We start from the raw sequence: 18,663 nt of genomic DNA, 5'->3' as shown, positions 1-18,663 counted from the left end.
TTGAACTCAACTGGGGCCTTTTTATTTAATAGTTCTAAATGCTAGAGTACAATATTCACTATCTTTTTCGGTACAACAATTACCTTTTTAGGCACTTTGCCATCCATCCATTTCTGTACTATTTCGTTTGAGAGTACATTCTTCTCAATTTCTTCTTTGGTTGCATCGGTCAAAAAACTAATTTTCACACGCATTTTACCGTTTACTGAAACAGGATATTCGATTGAATCTTCAACTAAATATTTCTCAATTAATTGAGGATAGATGGTTTCAACAATAGAAGATTCATTGCCTATAAGATGCCAGATTTCTTCAGTAATATGTGGTGCAAAAGGGGAGAGAACAATTGTTAAAGGTTCTAGAATAGCTCTTTTATTACACTTTAGACTCGATAACTCATTGACAGCTATCATGAATGAACTAACTGAGGTATTCAATGAGAGGTTTTTAACGTCTTCTGAAACTTTCTTAATAGTTCCATGAAGTATCTTCAATTCTTCCTTGGTAGGCTCTTCACTTGAAACTTCAAAAGAATCGCCTTTGTGGAATAGGGTCCAGAACTTTCGAAGAAACTTATAAACACCTTCTATCCCATTTGTATTCCAGGGTTTACTTTGCTCAATAGGTCCGAGGAACATTTCATACATACGTAGCGTGTCAGCTCCATATTTTTCTATCAGATCATCCGGGTTTACTACGTTGTACTTAGATTTTGACATTTTTTCTACTTCCCAGCCACAATGGTATTTTCCATCTTCCAAAATAAACTCGGCATCTACTGCGTCATGCCTCGAGTTTTTGAATGACTCAACATCCAAAATATCGTCCTTAACAATATTAACATCAACGTGGATTGGGGTAGTTTTATAGTCACCTATGAGCCCTTTAGATACGTATTTATTTTCGCCATCTATTCGATAAGCAAAGTTAGATCTACCTTGAATCATACCTTGATTAATGAGTTTTTGGAACGGCTCTTTTGTGGACACATACCCAAGGTCAAAGAGAAATTTATGCCAGAACCTGGCATACAAAAGATGAAGTACTGCATGTTCTGCTCCACCAATATAAAAATCTACATTCATCCAATACTTTTCAAGATCAGGTTTAACAATCTGATCTTCATTCTTTGGATCTAAGTAGCGTAAATAGTACCAGCAGCTACCTCCCCATTGAGGCATTGTATTCGTCTCCCTCTTTGCTTTGCCCCCACATTTTGGACAGCTGGTATTTACCCACGCAGTTGCTTTGGCTAATGGCGATTGCCCATCTTCAGTGGGTAGATAAGAGTCTACCTCAGGGAGCTCCACTGGAAGTTGATCCTCAGGAACAGGTACCGTACCACATTTGTCACAATGAATGATTGGGATTGGTTCTCCCCAGTATCGCTGGCGAGTGAAAATCCAGTCTCTCAGTTTATAATTAATGGCACCTTTTCCTTTTCCTTCAGCTTCAAGTCGAGTAATTATTTCCTGGATACATTCTTTACTATCCTTTCCATTATACTCATCAGAGTTAATCATGAAGCCATGACCGCTATATATTTCCTCAACACTATCAGTATTTTGGTCTTTGGGTATTACTACTTTAACTATGGGCAGTTCAAACTTCGTGGCAAACTCAAAATCCCTTTGGTCGCCACCTGGCACTGCCATAATAGCGCCTGTGCCATATGATATTAAAACGTAATCTGATATCCATATGGGTATCTCATTGCCATTGATTGGATTTATCGCATAAGAGCCAGTGAAAACACCTGTCTTGGATTTATCTAGCTCTGTTCTCTCTAGATCACTTTTTTTGCTGGCTTCATTGATATATTCATCAACTGCTACTTGATTCTCTTCGGATGTAATTTCATTTACAAGCTTGTGTTCTGGAGCTATTACCATATACGTTGCTCCAAATATCGTATCAGGACGTGTGGTGTATATTTTCAAGCTCTCATCGAAGCCCTTTATTTCAAAATCTATTTCAGCTCCATGACTCTTTCCAATCCAATTGATCTGTGATTGCTTAATGGAATCTGGCCAGTCCAGGTCGTCCAAATCATCCAATAATCTGTCCGCGTAATCTGTTATTTTGAGTACCCATTGTTTTAATTTTTTTCTAACTACTGGAGAGTTACATCTATCACATCGACCATTTTTAACTTCCTCATTTGCAAGTACGGCTTTGTCGTTAGGACACCAGTTAATTAATGACTCTTCTTCGTAGGCTAAACCTTCCGTGTATAATTTGAGGAAAATCCATTGGGTCCATTTGTAAAACTTAGGGTCACTTGTTTTCACTACTCTGGACCAGTCATATCCAAATCCGAGGCTGGATAGTTGTTCAATATATCTTTTTATATTTTTTTCTGTACTTACGGCTGGGTGTTGACCAGTCTTTATGGCGTGTTGTTCGGCGGGTAATCCGAAACTATCAAAACCCATAGGATGCAAAACGTTGTATCCGTTCAGTTTTTTAAATCTCGCAACAATATCAGATGCGATGTATCCTAGAGGATGGCCCACATGGAGTCCGGCACCTGAAGGATATGGAAACATATCCAGGATATAATATTTGGGTTTGTCAGAATCATTGGAAACTTCGTATAGCTTATTGTCATTCCAATACTGCTGCCACTTTTTCTCGAACTCTTGAAAATTGTATTCGGCCATCTATGTGATTTTTAAAGCAGGCAAAGGTAAAAGATGCAAATAAGAAATAGGTTTACAATGGAGGAAACCATTGCATATTTCTCCTGTCTTTAGACCAAACAACTCAATTAATAAGAAGGAATGAAAAAACTTTGGATTATAGTGATCAGCTTGATGATTTCAAGTTCTTTAATGGCACAAGAAAGTGACTCCACGAAAACGGAGCAAAAACCTGTAGTTAATGATACGTTGCCCAAATCTGATGTGAATACAAATACACCTAAAATTATTTACTATCAAAGCACTGAACCTGAGCGAAGGAAAGATAGAAGAAGAGATATTAAAACTTTAAGCGGCTCTATGAGTCATAGCGGTGGATTTGGTGCTCTTTCGTTTAGGAGTACCAAGTTTAGAGATGAGTCATTGGTTCTTGGAGGTTTAAGAGGTGGGTGGATTATTAATAGAACCTTGGGTATTGGAATAGAAGGACATGGAATCATTCCTACTGCAAAATTTGATGATATTGAAACTGGTAGTGAAGTAAATATACTAGGAGGTTATGGGGGAATGTTTTTAGAGATGATTTTCTTTTCCAATGAGGTTGTTCATGTCACATTTCCTGTCTCTGGAGGAGCTGGATGGTTAGGGTATCACAGAACTAATGAAGATAACACAATGCCTTCACCACTTGATAAGGAGGTAGATAGTGATGTCTTTTGGTACATCGAACCTGGAGCAAATTTAGAATTCAATGTAAGTCGAAATTTCAGGTTGGCTCTAGGAGTAAGCAAGCGATTTACTCAAGATATGGAATTGATCAATACTGATGTGGATGCATTTGATAACCTGAATTACTTTATTACCCTGAAGATTGGGGGATTTTAGAATTTTAAGAATGAAATTAAAAAAAAGCCCCAAGTATAAGCAAGGGGCTTTTTTATTTATGTTTTAATCGGTTATTCTTTTCAAGGGAGCTAGCTTTTCTTCGTAAGTCATTGACTTCCAATTGGATCTATATTCTTTTTCCGAAATACTTGATAACCTTCCTTTTATACCAGTTTTAACTTTGAGATAAAGCAGCGGACGGTAGTTATTGTCTTTACTATAATTGGAAGTATAAATGTCAAGTTCATATTGAATCCCATTGTCTGCCATTAATAACACTAACCCTTTATTGTTGTCCTTACCAGTGTTTGCATCGGTCCAAGCTGTGACTTCAGAAATATTCAGTTGAAGTGGAATATATCCATCAAATTCGAAGTTCCCTGTAGCAGGAAGTTGAAACATATCTGAATAGCCATTAGCATCTCCATTATCATCTTGTGATGCCACACCACCAATAGACCAGGTATCATTATTGGAATTCGCGGTTGTCCATGAAACGGCATCTTCTTCAAAAAGAGGAGCTGATGAAAGGAGTGTTTTAACTCCAATCCAATTTCCTTGTGTTTGACCATCCACTCTACCAGATAAACCCCTTAGGTAAAGAATAGCTTCAACTATTTGAAATTCTTCACCAACCATGGCACCCAAAGATTCCAATCCAGGAAATTGAATCAATCCATGGCTATCCGTTGAACCTCTATCAACGCTTAACGATTCACCAATTTCCGCTGGGTTTTTATCAGTAATTGAAGCATCCAATACTCCAGTGTAAGCATCGAATCCTTCTTGAAAATAGAACTCTAAAATTCCATCTGAGTTTCCGTCAGATCCATTTGTTCCATCATCACCATTACACACATAGGCTGTCGCATCTATTTCTTCATTATTTAATACTCCATTTCCATTGTCATCGATACCGGATCTAATAATAAGTCCACCGCTAGTACAGCCACCTTGACTGCCAGAAAAAGATGAAACTGTTATCAAGCTGTTATTTCCATTGCTCCCATCACTTCCATCAACTCCATTGCAGATGTAATTTTCTGAAACAACTTCGTCATTATCCAAGAAGCCATTTTGATCAGTATCTATTCCAAGTTCTATCTTAAGGCCACCGTTTTCACAATTAAGTCCTGGAGACTCAATAGTGATATTTGAAAGAGTACTTAATCCATCGTCTCCATTGGCTCCATTGATTCCATTACAGATATCATAGCTTGCATCAATTTCATCTGGGTCTAGATCTTGATTGCTATTTGCATCCAAACCTATTTCAATAGTAATTCCTCCATTGGAACAAGTGCTACTAGGAAATACTCTAATCAAGCTTGTGAGACCATCTGTTCCGCCAGATTCTCCATTAGATCCATCTTGTCCATTACAAACGTAAAAAGAGGTTTGTACTTCATTGTCATCTAATGAATTGTTGCTATTAACATCCGCACCAATTTCAATCAAGGTTCCACCATTTGCACAGTCTTCTCCAGGATTTTCGGGCGAAGTTCTAACAACAAGTGTGGAACTACTTTCACTGTTTGCTCCATTGCATATAAAGCTTACAGAGACAATCTCCGCTTCGTCAAGTATGCCATTTACATTGACGTCTTGACCTACAGAAATCCGAACTCCTCCCAAGCTGCAATTATCTCCTGGGTTTTCATTTTGTACTTCTACAAGAGCATTAAAGCCGTCAACACCATCTATCGGTTCCGCAGGATCTTCAGTACAACTAATTTGTAGGATTAAAATGAGCGCTATGAAGCTGTTTTTTAGTTTTTTAACGGTCAGTTTTAACATTGTGGTAGTTGTGATATTTAAACGATCACCGCAAGTTAGTAAATGAGATAATATAATGAAAAAATATAATTATATTAACATTCTTAAATTGTACATCTTTTTGTTCATTTCCGTACGCATTTTTACAATCATAATTTATTATATATCTGGTATACAGATAGATACGATTTTTGGCATTCTTTATGGCTATGAATGATGATAATCAATATCCATATGCTAACCTCTTTCAAACTATTTATTCGCTCCCTAAAAAGGAACAAGCTTTTCTCTTCCATTAATATTCTAGGGCTTACCATAGGTTTTTTTGCTTCAATTCTTATTTACATGTATGTGCAAAATGAATTAAGCTATGATACGTTCCACGAAAATGGTGATCAGATTTATCGGGTCAACCAAACGTTTATCTGGGGTGAGGATAACCCTAATTTGTTTTCAAGAACTGGTCCAGGCGTTGGTTATTCAATAATGCAAGACATTCCGGAAGTAAATCAAGTGGTGCGGATTCATACGCCTGAGCTAATGCCTGTAAGATTTAAAGATGGCGATGAGGAGAAATTCTTTAATGATGAATATGTGCTCGCTGTTGATTCCAATTTCTTTGAGGTGTTTACTTTTCCTCTGCGTGATGGAAATGCAACCAGCGCTTTGACCGAACCCTATACTATGGTGATTACCGAACGAGTTGCAAAACAGTTCTTTGGTGATGCAGATCCAATGGGCCGCCTGGTCGATTTAGGGGGAGGACCAATCAGGCATTCATATAATGTAACAGGAGTAGTTAGAGAAAGCGATGAGAATTCATATATAGACTTTGATATCCTGATTTCAATGTCAAGTATCGACCGGGTGAAAAGAAGTAATTGGAGTTGGATGTGGACAACATTTGAAACATACATTCTGCTTGAAGAAACAGCCAAGCCAGAACAAGTTCAAGCGAAATTGGATGAACTACCAAAGAAGCATGCAATTAAGACGCTTAAGGTAATGGGCTACACCTATGATGAATACATTGCTGCGGGCAAAGAGTGGAACCTTTATTTACAGCCATTTCAGGATATTTATTTACACTCTCAAAACATCTACAACAGACTCAATGATGTTGGAGACATGACCATTGTTGTAGCGCTGACAGGCTCGGCGATATTTCTACTCATTTTATCATGCATCAATTTTATCAACCTGAGCACTGCCCAGTTTACTAATAAGGCACAAGATGTTGCATTAAGAAAGGTTTTGGGTGGGAGTAAAGCTTCTTTCATTCAACGATTTTTTGGTGAAGCAATTGCATATTGTGTATTGGCAACTGGCCTGGCAGTTGGTGCACTGGTCTATTCAATTCCTTTCATTAATCAGTCGCTTGGGACTCAACTATCCTTTGCCTCAATGAATTTGTTTTTGCTGGCCACATTTATTGTTTGTCTGATATTGGCCATAAGCTTTATTTCCGGACTTTATCCATTCGTTTTCTTCAATAGGTTTAAGCCAGTAGCAGCAATGAAAGGCGAGTTGAAATCAGGAAAAGGTGGCGCAAGGATAAGAAATGGAATGCTAGTTACTCAATACATGCTTTCATTTTTATTGATTATTTGTACAATCACCATCTACAAGCAGCTGAATTATTTTATGAATGCTGACCTTGGTTTTCAACGGGATAATTTAATTACCATAGAAAACGTGCACTGGACAGGATCGCAAGATGAATTTGCAAATGAATTAGCAAAGCTTGATGGTGTTGTTGGAACAGCTGTATGTGATGCTGTACCGATGCGAATTTACAATGGAGACCAATTTGTGCCAGACAAGGTTGATGCTGGTTCTTTGCCATTAAACTATGTGCTGGGAGACGAAAATTATGTGGACTTGTTGAAGATTGAAATGGCTGTTGGCAGAGGTTTTGATCCTTCATACTCCGACGATACGAATGGAATAATCATCAATGAAACTGCTGCACGGACGATTGGTTGGAAGGTAAACGAAGACATTTTAAATAGAAAAATCACTAACTGGAGCGGTACCTATCATATTATTGGTGTTGCTAAAGACTTTAATTTCTTTTCACTTCATTCACCTATCGAGCCTTTTGCCATTTTTCATTCTGAGTCCAATGCTCAAGGTAATCGACCACTCAAGCGTGTGCTGCTTAAAGCCCATGCCAATCAGTATGAATTAAAAGACTTAGAAGCATCAATAAAAGAAGTTTGGAATGAGTTTGCTCCTGGAAGACCTTTTGAACATGTGGTGATGGATGACTTTTTTGAAAACACGTATCAAACGGAAGAGCGTTTCGGAAATGTGCTTTCATTCTTTTCAATTCTCACGATCATCATAGCGTCTCTCGGACTGTTTGGTATTGTAGTCTTTTCCATCGAACAAAAATTGAAGGAAATAGGCGTCCGAAAAGTACTGGGAGCTTCTGTTACCAGCCTTATCATTTTGTTTTCCAAAAGCTACGTAAAACTCTTAATGATTGGCTTTTTTATAGCCGTTCCATTGGGATACTATTTTATGGATATATGGCTATCTGATTTTGAATATCATATAAATATCGGCCCGGATATCTTTTTGATAGCGTTGACTATCTTATTAATCATTTCATTGACTATTTCAATAATCCAAACAACAAAAGCTTCATTGATGAACCCTTCAGAGGTATTGAAAGATGAGTAGTTTTAAATGCCTTTAAGTATGGCTAGTGCCTCTTGAACATGCATATCAGCTTTGAAATCAGCTCTGAAACTATGAATAAGCTTCCCTGTTTTATCGAATATGAAAGTGACTCTGCCAGGTAATAGGCCAAACAGGCTTGATGGTACTCGAAAAGCTTTTAATGCAGCTTTATTTTGATCACTTAATAAAACAAAGGGCAGCTTTCGTTTTTCACTAACAGCTTTGTGCGATTTGGCACTGTCGCTGCTAATCCCAATCACCTCAGCTCCGCACAGTTGAAAATCTTCATAGTGATCTCTGAAGCCACATGCTTGTGCTGTGCAGACATGAGTATTGTCCTTTGGGTAGAAGTAAACTACAAGTGGCGATCCAATATAATTTGACAATGAAACCATATTTCCATCTTTGGCCTCAAGAGCTAAGTCAGGAAGTGACTCACCTTTACTTAACATCCTTTTGAAATTTAATGAGGAGAATTGGAAGAATGGTTAAATCAATAACTAATGCGATGATGAGGGAAAGACTGACAAATAAACCCAAATAGTAGGTGGCTCCAAAATTTGAAAAGAGATACAGCGAAAAACCAGCGCTCATTATTATTGAGGTGATTAGCATTGCACTTCCGGCATGGTTGAACGTTTCCAGCATCCGTTTATGAGGATTTTTTTCTTTGTTTTTGAGATAATAACTCATCATATGGATGGTATCGTCTACAGCTATTCCAAATGCGATAGTGAAAATGATAGAGGTAGTCATCTTCAACGATATTCCAAGCCACCCTAAGACACCAGCAACCATAATTAGGGGAATGATGTTAGGAATTAAACTAATAACTAACAGCTTCCAAGACTTGAAGTATATACCCAATATGATACCTATTACAAGTATTGCTGTAAACAATCCCTTTAATAAATTGATAGATAGCAATTCATGACTTTTGTCTATTAAGTAGGTAGTTCCTGTTATTTGATAGCTAATTACACTTGTATCTACATGTTTGCTTAAATACTTAAGCATTTTCTCGTTTCTTAAACCTGTTTCATAAGAGCCAAGCTCAGGAAAGAAACCAATTAACCTCCCGACTTGACTATCCTCTGTCACTATCTTATCCAATCTTTTTGGGTCAATTCGATCTTTGAGCCTTAATGTTTGTAAATAGTTTCGCTCGTTCTCAGGATAAGCGTAGTTTTCGTTTAATCCACCATTATTTACCATGCTAAGATATTTTACGATGGTGGCAGGTGATTGGACTTTGGCTATTGGATACTGGTTGAGAAGATATTCCTCAATTTTCACAATTTCATCCATGACCTTTTTATCCCAAATCGAAAGTGCCGTATCTGCTACTTCCACTCGTACTTCGTATGGCTTTGAGCCACCTAACTGAGCATCTGCGTACTCAAAATCCAATCTTACCTGTGAATCCTTAGGTAAGTCATCCAATAGAAAGGAGTTGATTTTAAGTTGCCCAATTCCAGGGATTAACATAAATACAATTAATGAAACCATCGAAATGACCAACCACTTCTTTTCAGTGATAAACGTGAGCCATCCGTGGGGTATTTCTATAGTTGCTTCATTTGACTTATACGATGTTATAGATGCCATTAAAAGCCCAAAGCTGAAGGTCATCACAAAGGCTATTAAAATACCAGCTGCTGCAAACAATCCTAAAAGCTGAACGGGTTCAGTATTGATCCACATTAAGCTTAAAAATCCAATGGCAGTTGTTACGGATGTTAAGAGTGTAGGTACCCAAACGATGCTCAATGCATTCTTAATTTTATCAACTCTTCCAAGATGAGAAGATTTCTTTAATGCATTCATTAGATGCACAGCATCGGACATTGAAACAAAGAAAAGAATAGGTGGAAGTAAAGAGCTGAGTAAATTGATTTTGAAACCCATCATTCCGATTAATCCAAAAAGCCAAACAATAGAAAGAAGGCTAATAAAAAAGGGTAGAAGTGCAGATTTAAAATTTCTGAAAATGAGCAGTAGCAAGCCAAAACTTAAGACAAGTGATCCGATAAGAAATTTTCCAAAATCATTTTGAATGTAAGAAATAAAAACACCTGCCGCACTTAATTTTCCAACTAGCCTGATATCTTCAATTCCATTTTTTTCTGCTTTTGCTTTAATTGCATTCAGAAGCCTTTCGCTTCTGGCTTGATCCCCGAAGTGCGCATGATTTAAATAAATACTAATTGCCTTGCCATCTTCACTAAATGCCGATCGATAAAAAGGATTCCCAAAGATGCGACTGCTATCCTGTTTTAGCTGATATTCTTTAGGGTTTTCAGAATGAATCAACGGGAAGATGACGATACCAGTTGGGCTTTTAATTACATGGTGAAGTGAAAGTGGCGAGTACACATTTTCAACATCTTCAATCTTCACCAACGACCGCTCAAACTTACTTGCCCGATTAAGAAAATCGGAATTGAAGATGCCATCTTTATTCTCAAGAATGATGTGCAAATAGTCATTGTCATATCCGAATTGCTTGGTATGTTTGGCATATGCCTTACTGTCTGGGTGATTATTAGGGAAAAACTTCTCGAATTCGAAATCAAACGACAAGGATTGAAGATTCCAACCTAAAGTAGCAGTTATTGCAACCAATAAGCAGGTCATTATCACCTTTCCCTTCAGGGTTATTAACCGCTCGACATATTTATCTAATCGTGGGCTCAGAGTTTCTTCGTTTAAAAGTTAATTTTGTTACCAAACTACGAACAGAATGCAACAATACCTGAACCTAATGAAACATATCCTGGACAATGGTTCCGAGAAGGGCGATCGAACAGGTACTGGAACAAAAAGTGTTTTTGGGTATCAGATGCGTTTTGATCTTAGTGAAGGCTTTCCTTGCGTTACAACAAAGAAACTTCACCTTAGATCAATCATTCATGAATTACTTTGGTTTTTGCAAGGGGATCAAAATATCAAATACTTGAAAGATAATGGCGTGTCTATTTGGGATGATTGGGCAGATGAAGAAGGAAATCTAGGCCCCGTATATGGCGTTCAATGGAGAAGTTGGGTAACACCAGATGGAAGAAAAATTGACCAAATTCAGAATTTAATTGAAGGGATTAAAAATAACCCGAATAGCAGGAGGCATATTGTAAGTGCATGGAATGTGGCAGATGTAGATAATATGGCTTTACCGCCCTGTCATACGTTGTTTCAGTTTTATGTGGCAGATGGCAAACTAAGCTGCCAACTATATCAACGAAGTGCGGACGTCTTTTTGGGCGTTCCGTTTAACATTGCTTCCTATGCTTTGTTTACCATGATGGTAGCACAGGTTTGTAATTTAAAACCAGGCGATTTTGTCCATACTTTTGGGGATGCTCATTTGTATTCTAATCATTTAGAGCAGACACAATTGCAACTTACCCGCGAACCGCGAGAGCTTCCTGTGATGAAAATTAATCCAGAAGTAAAAGATATTTTCTCCTTTAAGTTTGATGATTTTGAACTGATTAATTACGAACCACATCCGCACATAAAAGGTGCAGTGGCTGTGTAACATTTTAGAACCTAAAGTAGTCAACTAAGTAGCAAAGAAGAGATGGCAGAAAGTAGTGGCATATTTGATATGATCGGGCCTGTAATGATAGGTCCGTCAAGTTCGCACACTGCCGGTGTAGTTCGGATAGGTAGGGTGACAAATAGAATACTTGGTGGAGTGCCCGAGAATGCGGACATAATATTCTACAATTCCTTTGCCAGAACATACGAAGGTCATGGTAGCAATAGAGCTATTTTGGCCGGATTAATGGACTTTCACACTGACGATAAGCGTATTAAAGAAGCTTTGGCATTGACAGAGGAAGTGGGACTCTCCTATAAGTTCAAATCTGTAGGAAGTGCTTCTACTGTGCATCCTAATACAGTGCGAGTAATAGCGAACAAAGGAGATAACCACGTAGAAGTACTTGGAGAAAGTAGAGGAGGAGGAGTAATTAGGATAAAGGAGGTGAATGGATTCGACTCGAATTTTACAGCGAGTCTGCATACACTTATTATTGAAGCGAATGATGTTAAAGGAAGCATAGCATTTTTTACGGAGGTTTTATCTCAGGATGAATGCAACATTGCTACTATGACAGTATCCAGAAAAGGACGAAATGATTTAGCATGTCTGATTCTTGAGATGGACTCAGGCATTGATGAAATAACCTTACAATATTTAAAGAAGCGAAAGTGGGTGCACAAAGTCATCTACATACCAGACATTGATAAATGACATGAAAACTAAAATAGGACTAATCACCACATTTGTATTGCTAAACTTTGCTACAATAGGACAGGAAAAGCGAGTGCTTTCGCTAGAAGAATGCATTGAAATTGCAGTTAAGAATAACTTAAATGTAAAGCGAAGTGAGCTTAACCTTCAAACTGCTGAGGTTAATGTGGAGCAATCAAAAGCAAGTAGATATCCTTCGCTAAATGCGAGTGGAAATTATGGATTTAATTGGGGTAGAGGCATTGACCCAACTACGAACCAATTCATTGATCAACGTATTAATTTCAATAGCGTAGGTGCGTCCACCACCTTGGCGGTAATACAGGGCATGCAAATTACCAATGGAATTAAGCAAGACAAACTTAGTCTGGAAGCATCAAGAAAGGATCTGGAAAAAGCTGAAAATGATATTTCACTTAATACAGCTTCCTTCTACCTGAATGTAATCTTCAATAAAGAGCTGGCAGAGAATGCTAAATTTCAATTGGAGTCGAGTAAGCAGCAATTGGAGCGAACAAGCAAACTCGTAGAGTCTGGTGCACTGCCACTGGCTAATAAACTACAGCTAGAGAGTCAGGTAGCTACGAATGAAGTAAATCTGATCAATGCTCAAAATAACCTGGACTTGGCGCTTCTTTCATTGAAGCAAGCATTGCTTCTTCCCCCAGGTCAGATAGTAGATGTGGAAGTACCAAATGTGCCAATCGATCAGGCTGAGATTGAAAGCTCAAGTATAGCAGAGCTTTACAACGAGGCATTAGCTAATATGCCTGAAATTCAAAGTGCAGAATTGAGAGTGCAAAGTGCAGATGTAGGTGTAGATGTGGCCAAGGGAGGATTATACCCAACAATTACATTATCAGGTAGCATGGACACCCGATACTCGGATGCAGCACAGCAGTTTGATCCTGTTTCTGGGGAATTTTCTACAATCCCACTTTCTACACAGTATGACAATAATCTCAGTAGAGGCTTGTCAGCAAATCTTAGAATACCAATTTTTAATGGCTTTAATACCAGGAGCAACATCCAGCGATCAAAAATATCATTGCAACAAGCAGAGATCAGCAAGAAGGAACAAGAAAATACATTGTACCAAACGATTGAAACGTCGTACAGAAATGCAGTAGCTGCCGCAAAAACATTTACTGCTTCTCAAAAACAAGTAGCTTCCCTGGAGGAGACATTAAGAGCTGTAGAAAATCAATACAACAATGGAGCCGCCAACTTTACAGACTATCAGGTAGCTTCAAACAATTTATTTCAGGCAAGAACTGACTTATCTCGAGCTAAGTACGACTTTATATTCAAACAAAAAGTACTTGAGTTCTATCAAGGCAAATCATTAACATTCTAAACCGATCCCAATCATTTATATCTAAAATCATGGCTAAGAAGAAAAAGAAATCAAATAAAATTTTATACATCCTCGGCGGGTTAGTAGGAGTGCTTATACTCTTTGCAATTGTCGGTAAATCACAAGGATGGGTAGGACAGAAGAAAAAGATACAAGTTGAGATCGCAAAGGCAGAAAAGAATACAATTATTGAAAAGGTAAGTGCATCAGGACAAGTACAACCTGTTGTGGAAGTTTCACTTAGCCCTGAAGTATCTGGGGAGATCATTAAAATGTCAATCGAAGAGGGAGACAGTGTTAGCAAAGGAGATTTCTTATTGAGAATTAGACCTGATAATTTCGAATCAGCGCTAGATCAAGCAGATGCAAGCCTTAATCAACAAAGAGCAGCTTTGGCACAAGCCAAAGCATCTCAAGCACGAGCATTAGCAAATTTTAAGCGAGCTGAGCAGGATTTTACTCGTCAGAAAAAGCTTTTCGAGCAAAAAGTCATTTCTGAAGCAGACTATCAACTTGCTGAAGCTAACTATCAAATTGCTGAGCAGGATTATGAATCTGCTAAAGAAAGCGTTAATGCTGCTAGCTACAGTTTGAAAAGCGCAGAAGCCCGAGTGTCAGACGCGAAAGAGAATTTACGATTAACAAGTCTAACATCTCCAATGAGTGGGATCGTATCGAAACTTCCAGTCGAACTTGGCGAAACTGTTTTGGGTACATCACAATTTCAGGGAACCGAAGTGATGAGGATTGCAGACCTATCAAAAATGGAGGTTCAGGTAGATGTAAATGAAAATGACATCATACGAATCTCGGTAGGAGATACGGCAATTATTGATGTTGACTCGTACTCATATAAAGACAAAACCTTCAAGGGAGTAGTCACACATATTGCCAATACCGCTAATGATAAAGTATCAGCCGACGCAGTTACTGAATTTGGTGTCCGCATTCAAATCCTTAACAGTTCTTATCAGGATTTGGTAAAAGAAGAGGGCATCAAGTATCCATTCAGACCTGGAATGACTGCAAGTGTAGATATCATAACAGAGGTGAAGAAGGACATTCTTACCGTACCACTTGCATCAGTTACTACACGATCTAAGAAAGACTCCAAGAATAATGATGAAGATGATTCATCTTCCAACGAAGATTTGCAAGATGAAGATGTAAAAGAAGTTGTTTTTGTAATGAAGGAGGGTAAGGCTGTAAAAACTGAAGTAAAAACAGGTATTAGTGACTTTGACAGAATTGAAATTGTGTCCGGGGTAGAAGAAGGAACTGAGGTTGTATCAGGTCCTTTCTTAGCTGTATCTAAGCGACTGAAAGACGGAGAAGATATCGAAGCAAAACCAAAAGATAACAAGTCTAAGACATCAGAAGACTAGTTTTTTAGTTTATTCAATCGTATAAAACCCGCTCTTAGCGGGTTTTTTTGTAAGAAAGCATTTGACCGATTATCAAATCTTCTTTTTTATTCTCATGACATTAAAACAAATTGTGAGCATTAATTAAAAACATATTATGAAACTCACACACATCTTATCACTAACCACTGCGATCATATTATTTGGTTGCACTGGAGGATCAGCAGAAATGGACAACAAGGAATTTAAGATTGACTATGAGAAATTCACACTTGAAAATGGATTGGAAGTAGTCCTGCATGAGGATCATTCAGATCCAATTGTTGCGGTAGCAACACTTATGCACGTTGGTTCAAATCGGGAAAAACCGGGTAGAACTGGATTTGCACATTTCTTCGAACATATGTCATTCAACGACTCAGAAAATGTACCCAGAGGAGCCAATAGGAAAATGATTCCTGAGTGGGGCGGAAGCAGAAACGGTGGTACCTGGTCAGATGGAACCATTTACTACGAGGTAGTTCCCAAAGATGCCTTTGACAAGATTTTGTGGATTGATTCCGATAGGTTCGGTTACATGATCAATACCGTGACGGATGATGCATTGGAAGCAGAGAAACAGGTCGTGAAAAATGAAAAGCGCCAGAGAGTAGACAATGCTCCCTATGGATATACAGATGAAATCATACGTAAAAATCTTTATCCGGAGGGTCATCCATATAGCTGGACTGTGATTGGTTCTTTACCAGATCTTCAGGCCGCTACCCTCGATGATGTAAAAGAATTCTATGAGCAGTATTATGGAGCAGGAAATGCTACCTTGGTAATTGCCGGTGATATCGATCCGATTGAAGCTAAGAAAAAGGTAGAGCAATGGTTTGGTGAAATCCGAAAAGGACCGGAAGTAGAAAAACCTGAACCTATGCCGGTGACCTTAGCGGAAACCAAATCACTCTATTTTGAAGATAATTTTGCTAAACTTCCAGAACTGCGAATGGTATATCCAACCGTAGAAGATTATCATCAGGATATGTATGCACTCAACATTCTCGGTCAATTATTGAGTGGTAGTAAGAAGTCACCATTGTATCAAGTGATTGTAGAAGAAAAGAAACTGGCACCAAATGCTTCAACGTACCAAAGTTCTAATGAAGTAGCAGGTGAGTTTGTCTTTAGGGTAAGAGCCAATGCCGAAACTGATTTAGATGAAGTAAAAGCTGCGGTGGCAGAAGGATTGATGCGTTTTGAATCGAATGGAATTGATTCCAAAGATTTGCAGCGCATAAAAGCAGAGCTTGAAACAAACTTGTATCAAGGAGTGAGCACGGTTTTAAACAAAGCCTTTCAATTGGTAACAGACAATGAATTTGGAGGTGATCCAAGTTACATTTCAAAGACTGCAAAACTCACTCAGGCAGTAACTGAAGATGATGTGATGCGGGTTTTCAACAAATACATCAAGGATCAAAACTATGTGATGACAAGTGTCGTGCCTAAAGGTCAGCTGTCACTAATTGTAGCAGGTGGAAAACAAGCAGAAGTCTATATAGAGGAAATAGTAGCTGACGTTGCTGCTGAAAACACGTCGCGAGGTGAAGTGGCTGAATACGAAAAGACTCCATCAACCTACGATAGATCTGAGCCTGATTTTGGAGAGCTACCTTTATTGAAATCTCCAAAAGTCTGGAATGCTTATCTAGATAATGGAATGCAGGTTTTTGGTATTGAAAACACTGAATTACCGCTTGTTTATTTTGATGTCACCTTAAAAGGTGGTCACTACCACGATCCAATTGATAAGTCTGGAACTGCTGCGCTTTTAGCTGATTTGATGACCGAAGGCACTCAGACTAAAACACCGGCTGAGTTAGAAGAGGCCATTGGCCTTTTGGGTGCATCCATCAACATGTATTCAGGTTCGGAAGAGATTACGATCTCAGCTTCATGTCTTGCTCGAAACTTTGATGAGACTTTTGGTTTGGTCAAAGAGATCTTACTCGAACCTAGGTGGGATGAAAAGGAATTTGATCGTTTGAAACAATCACTGATTACGCGCTTGAAAGGAAGGGAAGCTAGCCCGACAGCAATCGCTTCTACAGTTTATAACAAGCTTTTATACGGTGAGGATCATATTCTAGGATATTCTACAATTGGAACATCTCAGACAGCACAAAACATCTCAATAGATGATTTGCAAAGCTATTACGAAACAAACTTCTCTCCTTCAATTGCAAGTTTTCATGCAGCTGGAAGCATCAGTCAAGAGGAAGTGATGAAGCAATTGAATGGACTTAATTGGGAGTCTAAAAATGTTGAACTAGCCTCTTATCCACTCCCTGAAAATTCAAATGCCGGTAATTTGTATTTCATCGATTTCCCCGGGGCAAAGCAGTCCGTGATTTACATTGGAAAGCAAGCCATATCTGGGATGAATCCTGAATACAACGAATTGACATATGCCAATGAAAAATTAGGTGGTGGCTCTAGTGGACAGCTTTTCCAGACATTGCGAATTGAAAAAGGCTATACGTATGGAGCATATGCTTACATCCCTCAGCGAACTGAGGTGTCACCCTTTACAGCTACATCTAGCGTAAGAGCCAATGCCACGCTTCCATCTTTAGAGATAATGAAGGATATGTTGGCCAACTATAGCGAAAACTTCACTGCAGAGGATGTTGACGTAACTCAAACCAAGGTGTTGAAGGCCAATACGCGGGCTTTTGAAAGTCTGGGAGCAAAACTCAACATGCTGCATGATATCAGCAAGTTTGGGAAGTCACCAAACTTCATGGAAATAGAGCAGGAAGAGTTAACATCGATGAAGCTGGCAGATTACAAAGAGATGATCAAAAAGTATCTCAATGAAAGTAAAATGATTTACCTCATCGTAGGAGACGGTGACACTCAGTTGGAGGAAGTCAGAAAGCTTGGTATGGGAGACCCTATCGTTTTAGATATCAATGGAGATCCAATTTCGCAATAGATAAAAAACGAAAAGCCCGATTTATCAAATCGGGCTTTTTTCTGCTTATTCTAGTTCCATTGCACTTCTTACAGCATCTGTGATCTCCTGCATTTTTCGCTGTGTATATCTTCCGGAAGTAGTATAAACAATCTTTCCTTCCGGGTTTAAAACATAGAAATACGGAAGGTCCTTGCCATCGAAATTAAGTGCATCCTTGTACTCTTTAAGTGTTCCTTTGTAGAACAGAACATTAGGCTGCATTCGCTGGTCAATGGTTTTCTTTAATTTATTCATCACCTTTTTATAGGCAGGGCGCTTTGCTCCGGTAAACATTGGAACGAAATACGTATTGATATCGAATGAAAAATCAAATGGACCTGGATTCGGGTTTTTGTAGATAAACTGATTGTAAACCGGTTCAAACCATCCTTTAAGATAATCTTCTGCTTTTTTCGAATATGCCAAACCAATTAAACTGTATTTACCACTAATGTCTGAAGGTAAGTCTACAAATTCATTTGTAAGTGATTCTGCCTCCATATCTGGGAAAGCAGATCCAACTTGCGCATTTGCTTCTTGACTAAAACAAAAGAAGAGAGTGACTATTAATATGGATATTACCTTTTTCATGAATGTTATATTTATGTGCAATTAAACGACTAATGATGGACGAAGAATCTTATTTCTATCATTATTTTTCTAATTTCATGTAATAATCAAAGAAA

At 38.4% G+C, this 18,663-nt stretch carries 12 protein-coding genes; 7 read left to right on the top strand and 5 right to left on the bottom strand.

Annotated elements, in window-relative coordinates; genetic code table 11:
• Nucleotides 1–41: 41 nt before the first annotated feature.
• Complete coding sequence (gene leuS / locus ABJG98_RS03545) at nucleotides 42–2,663, bottom strand: leucine--tRNA ligase (protein ID WP_348278088.1); 2,622 nt, start codon at nucleotides 2,661–2,663, stop codon at nucleotides 42–44.
• A 120-nt stretch (nucleotides 2,664–2,783) separates the two neighbouring features.
• Here leuS and ABJG98_RS03540 point away from each other — a divergent pair, with 120 nt between their 5' ends.
• Nucleotides 2,784–3,527 carry a hypothetical protein gene (locus tag ABJG98_RS03540; RefSeq protein ID WP_348278087.1) on the top strand — a complete coding sequence of 248 codons (744 nt, stop codon included), beginning with the start codon at nucleotides 2,784–2,786 and terminating at the stop codon, nucleotides 3,525–3,527.
• A gap of 63 nt (nucleotides 3,528–3,590) precedes the next feature.
• Here ABJG98_RS03540 and ABJG98_RS03535 read toward each other — a convergent pair whose 3' ends face one another.
• Nucleotides 3,591–5,324 carry a hypothetical protein gene (locus tag ABJG98_RS03535; RefSeq protein ID WP_348278086.1) on the bottom strand — a complete coding sequence of 578 codons (1,734 nt, stop codon included), beginning with the start codon at nucleotides 5,322–5,324 and terminating at the stop codon, nucleotides 3,591–3,593.
• 213 nt (nucleotides 5,325–5,537) lie between these two features.
• Between ABJG98_RS03535 and ABJG98_RS03530 the strand changes: the two genes are divergently transcribed.
• Complete coding sequence (locus ABJG98_RS03530) at nucleotides 5,538–7,991, top strand: ABC transporter permease (protein WP_348278085.1); 2,454 nt, start codon at nucleotides 5,538–5,540, stop codon at nucleotides 7,989–7,991.
• A gap of 2 nt (nucleotides 7,992–7,993) precedes the next feature.
• Here the strand turns inward: ABJG98_RS03530 and ABJG98_RS03525 are convergent, their stop codons facing one another.
• Nucleotides 7,994–8,443 (bottom strand): peroxiredoxin, encoded by a 450-nt coding sequence (locus ABJG98_RS03525; RefSeq protein WP_348278084.1) that lies wholly within the window; start codon nucleotides 8,441–8,443, stop codon nucleotides 7,994–7,996.
• Complete coding sequence (locus ABJG98_RS03520) at nucleotides 8,433–10,628, bottom strand: efflux RND transporter permease subunit (protein ID WP_348278083.1); 2,196 nt, start codon at nucleotides 10,626–10,628, stop codon at nucleotides 8,433–8,435. Before ABJG98_RS03520 ends, ABJG98_RS03525 begins: the two co-directional genes overlap by 11 nt.
• Before the next feature lie 106 nt (nucleotides 10,629–10,734).
• On the opposite strand from ABJG98_RS03520, the gene ABJG98_RS03515 reads away from it, so the two are divergent.
• The 5 genes from ABJG98_RS03515 (at nucleotide 10,735) to ABJG98_RS03495 (ending at nucleotide 17,956) form a co-directional block, all read left to right on the top strand.
• Nucleotides 10,735–11,529 (top strand): thymidylate synthase, encoded by a 795-nt coding sequence (locus tag ABJG98_RS03515; protein WP_348278082.1) that lies wholly within the window; start codon nucleotides 10,735–10,737, stop codon nucleotides 11,527–11,529.
• A 42-nt stretch (nucleotides 11,530–11,571) separates the two neighbouring features.
• Nucleotides 11,572–12,249: an L-serine ammonia-lyase, iron-sulfur-dependent subunit beta gene (gene sdaAB, locus ABJG98_RS03510; protein ID WP_348278081.1), complete on the top strand. Its 678-nt coding sequence runs from the start codon at nucleotides 11,572–11,574 to the stop codon at nucleotides 12,247–12,249.
• 1 nt (nucleotide 12,250) lies between these two features.
• On the top strand, nucleotides 12,251–13,606 hold the full coding sequence (locus tag ABJG98_RS03505) for a TolC family protein (protein WP_348278080.1): 1,356 nt from the start codon (nucleotides 12,251–12,253) through the stop codon (nucleotides 13,604–13,606).
• A 29-nt stretch (nucleotides 13,607–13,635) separates the two neighbouring features.
• Nucleotides 13,636–14,991, top strand: a complete 1,356-nt coding sequence (locus tag ABJG98_RS03500) for an efflux RND transporter periplasmic adaptor subunit (protein WP_348278079.1) — start codon at nucleotides 13,636–13,638, stop codon at nucleotides 14,989–14,991.
• A 136-nt stretch (nucleotides 14,992–15,127) separates the two neighbouring features.
• The gene (locus ABJG98_RS03495) at nucleotides 15,128–17,956 is read left to right on the top strand and encodes a pitrilysin family protein (protein ID WP_348278078.1); all 2,829 of its coding nucleotides are present in this window, start codon (nucleotides 15,128–15,130) and stop codon (nucleotides 17,954–17,956) included.
• A gap of 45 nt (nucleotides 17,957–18,001) precedes the next feature.
• Here ABJG98_RS03495 and ABJG98_RS03490 read toward each other — a convergent pair whose 3' ends face one another.
• The gene (locus tag ABJG98_RS03490) at nucleotides 18,002–18,568 is read right to left on the bottom strand and encodes a hypothetical protein (protein WP_348278077.1); all 567 of its coding nucleotides are present in this window, start codon (nucleotides 18,566–18,568) and stop codon (nucleotides 18,002–18,004) included.
• Nucleotides 18,569–18,663 lie beyond the last annotated feature (95 nt).

Source organism: Ekhidna sp. (assembly GCF_039960695.1).
GTDB lineage: Bacteria > Bacteroidota > Bacteroidia > Cytophagales > Cyclobacteriaceae > Ekhidna.
The sequence above is the reverse complement of the archived record's forward strand: the minus strand, read 5'-3'. Positions and strand labels throughout refer to the sequence as shown.

What these genes read in the sequence shown, in the direction of transcription:
- ABJG98_RS03535 (WP_348278086.1), bottom strand. Translation starts at nt 5,324, where the DNA reads ATGTTAAAACTGACCGTTAAAAAACTAAAAAACAGCTTCATAGCGCTC.
- ABJG98_RS03500 (WP_348278079.1), top strand. Translation starts at nt 13,636, where the DNA reads ATGGCTAAGAAGAAAAAGAAATCAAATAAAATTTTATACATCCTCGGC.
- ABJG98_RS03515 (WP_348278082.1), top strand. Translation starts at nt 10,735, where the DNA reads ATGCAACAATACCTGAACCTAATGAAACATATCCTGGACAATGGTTCC.
- ABJG98_RS03520 (WP_348278083.1), bottom strand. Translation starts at nt 10,628, where the DNA reads ATGACCTGCTTATTGGTTGCAATAACTGCTACTTTAGGTTGGAATCTT.
- ABJG98_RS03495 (WP_348278078.1), top strand. Translation starts at nt 15,128, where the DNA reads ATGAAACTCACACACATCTTATCACTAACCACTGCGATCATATTATTT.
- ABJG98_RS03530 (WP_348278085.1), top strand. Translation starts at nt 5,538, where the DNA reads ATGCTAACCTCTTTCAAACTATTTATTCGCTCCCTAAAAAGGAACAAG.
- ABJG98_RS03490 (WP_348278077.1), bottom strand. Translation starts at nt 18,568, where the DNA reads ATGAAAAAGGTAATATCCATATTAATAGTCACTCTCTTCTTTTGTTTT.
- ABJG98_RS03505 (WP_348278080.1), top strand. Translation starts at nt 12,251, where the DNA reads ATGAAAACTAAAATAGGACTAATCACCACATTTGTATTGCTAAACTTT.
- ABJG98_RS03525 (WP_348278084.1), bottom strand. Translation starts at nt 8,443, where the DNA reads ATGTTAAGTAAAGGTGAGTCACTTCCTGACTTAGCTCTTGAGGCCAAA.
- ABJG98_RS03540 (WP_348278087.1), top strand. Translation starts at nt 2,784, where the DNA reads ATGAAAAAACTTTGGATTATAGTGATCAGCTTGATGATTTCAAGTTCT.
- leuS (WP_348278088.1), bottom strand. Translation starts at nt 2,663, where the DNA reads ATGGCCGAATACAATTTTCAAGAGTTCGAGAAAAAGTGGCAGCAGTAT.
- sdaAB (WP_348278081.1), top strand. Translation starts at nt 11,572, where the DNA reads ATGGCAGAAAGTAGTGGCATATTTGATATGATCGGGCCTGTAATGATA.